Source organism: Streptomyces spiramenti, assembly GCF_012034385.1.
In the GTDB taxonomy this organism is placed as follows: Bacteria; Actinomycetota; Actinomycetes; order Streptomycetales; family Streptomycetaceae; genus Streptomyces; species Streptomyces spiramenti.
In genome coordinates, this window is record NZ_JAAVJB010000393.1 from 1 (window position 1) to 2,660 (window position 2,660).

At 75.8% G+C, this 2,660-nt stretch carries 2 protein-coding genes; one reads left to right on the top strand and one right to left on the bottom strand.

Translation table 11 applies throughout. From position 1 onward, the window contains the following. Positions 1–180: 180 nt before the first annotated feature. Complete coding sequence (locus tag HCJ92_RS23560) at positions 181–1,026, top strand: STM4011 family radical SAM protein (RefSeq protein WP_167935634.1); 846 nt, start codon at positions 181–183, stop codon at positions 1,024–1,026. Between the two features lie 20 nt (positions 1,027–1,046). Here HCJ92_RS23560 and HCJ92_RS23565 read toward each other — a convergent pair whose 3' ends face one another. Further along, a complete protein-coding gene (locus tag HCJ92_RS23565; protein WP_167935633.1) occupies positions 1,047–2,525 on the bottom strand; it encodes an MFS transporter in 1,479 nt (492 codons plus the stop codon). Positions 2,526–2,660 lie beyond the last annotated feature (135 nt).

Genomic DNA, 2,660 nt, shown 5'->3' on the forward strand with positions numbered 1-2,660 from the left:
CGTGCCGGCCGCCCCGCCGGGACGGGGGCGCCCGACGGCGCGCAGTGGGTGTCGCTCGGCCGCCGACCGCCGGTCGGCACCACCGCGACCTCGGACGCCACCGCCTCGGGCGCGGTCAGCGGCGTGGTCGGTGGCGCGGTCAGTGGTGCGGTCACCGAAGCCGCCGGGGCGGAGGAGGGGCTGGACCTCACCGTGCTCTACCGCGGTCCGCTCGCGTCCTGCGACTACGACTGCCCCTACTGCCCGTTCGCGAAGCGGCGGGACTCGACCGAGCAGCTCCGCGCCGACCGCGCCGCGCTCGAACGGTTCACCGCCTGGGCCGCCTCCCGCACCGGGGACAGCCTGTCGCTGCTCTTCACCCCGTGGGGCGAGGGGCTGGTGCGGTCCTGGTACCGCCGCACGCTCGTCGAGCTCTCCCACCTGCCCCACATCCGCCGCGTCGCGATCCAGACCAACCTCAGCGGGCGCACGGCGTGGACGGCCGAGGCCGACCTCGACACCCTGGCGCTGTGGTGCACCTTCCACCCGGAGCAGACGCCGTACGAGCGGTTCGTGGCCAAGAGCCGGCGGCTCGCCGCGGACGGCGTCCGCCACAGCGTCGGTGTGGTCGGGCTGCCGCAGCACCTGGTCGCGGCCCGCCGCCTCCGGGCCGACCTGCCCGATCACGTCTACCTGTGGATCAACGCGGCCGAGGGGCACAGCTACACGGACGACGAGGCGGCCCAGTGGTCCGCCCTCGACCCGTTGTTCTCCTGGAGCCGCCACCCCCACCCCAGTGCCGGGCGGCCCTGCCGGACCGGCGAGTCGGTGATCTCGGTGGACGGCGACGGCACCGTCCGGCGCTGCCACTTCGTCCGGGAGGAGCTGGGCAACCTGTACGACGGCAGCTACCGCGGAGCGCTGCGCCCCCGTGCCTGCCCGTCGGCGGTCTGCGACTGCCACATCGGCTATGTCCACCTGGAGACGTTGCCGCTGTACGACGTCTTCGCGGGAGGGGTGCTGGAGCGCGTTCCCGCGGGCTGGTGACCGCGGTCCCGGCGGCCGGGTCAGCGGGGCGCGGTCCCTCGGCGGTCCGGGGTGCCCGAATCCGCGCCGACCCCGGCGTCCACCCGGGCACCCGCACCGGAGCCGCCCGCACCGCCACGGCTCCCGTCCGCGCCCGCCGGGCCCCCACCGCAGCCGACAGCGGTACCGACCCCGGCCCCGCCGTCACCACCGGGGCCGCCGCCCGGGCCGCGCACCGCCGTTCCCCCGTCCGCCGGGTCGGCGACCGCGGCGAGCGCCACAGCTGCCGGATCGGGCAGCTGCCCGCCGACAGCGGCCGGCCGGGGAACGGCGGCGATGGCGTCGTCGAGAGGCCGGTGACCCGCGAACGCCAGCAGCAGGCAGATCACGGCCGCCGCGGTCCCCACCGCCAGCGCCGGTCCGTGCCCTGGCCCGTCGACGATCCTGCCGCCCATCGCGGTTCCCCCGGCCATACCGATGGCGATGGCGCTCGACATCCAGGCGAAGCCCTCGGTGAGGCGCGCCCGCGGCAGCAGCCGCTCGATCAGCAGCGAGGCCGTGATCAGTGAGGGAGCCACCGCGCCGCCGCACAGCACCATGCAGACGGCCATCAGCAGCAGGCCGTCCACCCAGGGCAGCGGCAGCGCCGACACGGTGAAGGCCGCCGCGCACAGCAGCAGCCTGCCCGGCAGCCCGATGCGCCAGGTGCTGACGGTGCCCCACGCCAATCCGGCGATCAGGCTGCCGACTGCCACCAGCGCCAGCAGGATCCCGGCGAGGCCGGGGACACCCTGCTCCTCGGCGAAGGCGAGTATCGAGACGTCGATGACGCCGAAGAAGGTGCCCAGCACCACGAAGACGCCCAGCAGCAGCGGCATTCCGGCGTACCTCGGCACTGCCTTGGCGCGCCCGCCGCCGGCGGTCTCCCGCTCGGGCGCCGTCCGCGGGGCGGTGACCGTCAGTATCACCGTGCCCAGCGTCAGCAGGATCAGGGCGCCGACCAGGCCGGCGGCCGGGTGGACCGAGATCGCCAGGGCGGTCGCCAGCAGCGGTCCGATGACGAAGACCGTCTCGTCGACGACGGACTCCAGGGCGTAGGCCGTCGGCAGCCGGGGCGAGCTGCCCAGCATCGCCACCCAGCGGGCGCGCACCAGCGAGCCGACCGGCAGGCAGGTGAAGCCCGACGCCGCCGCCGCGAGCAGCAGCGTCCACAGCGGTGCCTCTCCCACAGCGAGCGCGACGAGCGCCGCCAACCCCACGCCGTGGCCGAGGAGCGTCGTGGGCAGCAGGCGGCGTTGGCCGTGCCGGTCCGAGGCCCTGCCGAGCGCGGGGGCGGCGATGGCCTGGCAGACCGTCATGACGCCCGTCACCAGGCCCGCCTGGGCGTAGGAGCCGGTGGTCGCGGAGACCATCAGCAGGCATCCGAGGATGCGCATGCCGTTCGGCAGCCGCCCGAGGAACCCGCCCAGCACCGAGCTCCGTGCCCCGGGGATCCGGAGCAGCTCGCCGTATGTCCGCATGTCCGCATCGTCCTTCACCGCGATCCGCCCCGCGACGCGTTTTCCCACCACCGGGGCGTGATCTCCGGCACCCGTCCGGGCCCGACGCCGCTCCGGGGGCGGGAGCGCACGCCGACGGCGCCCGCCGCCGCCGCG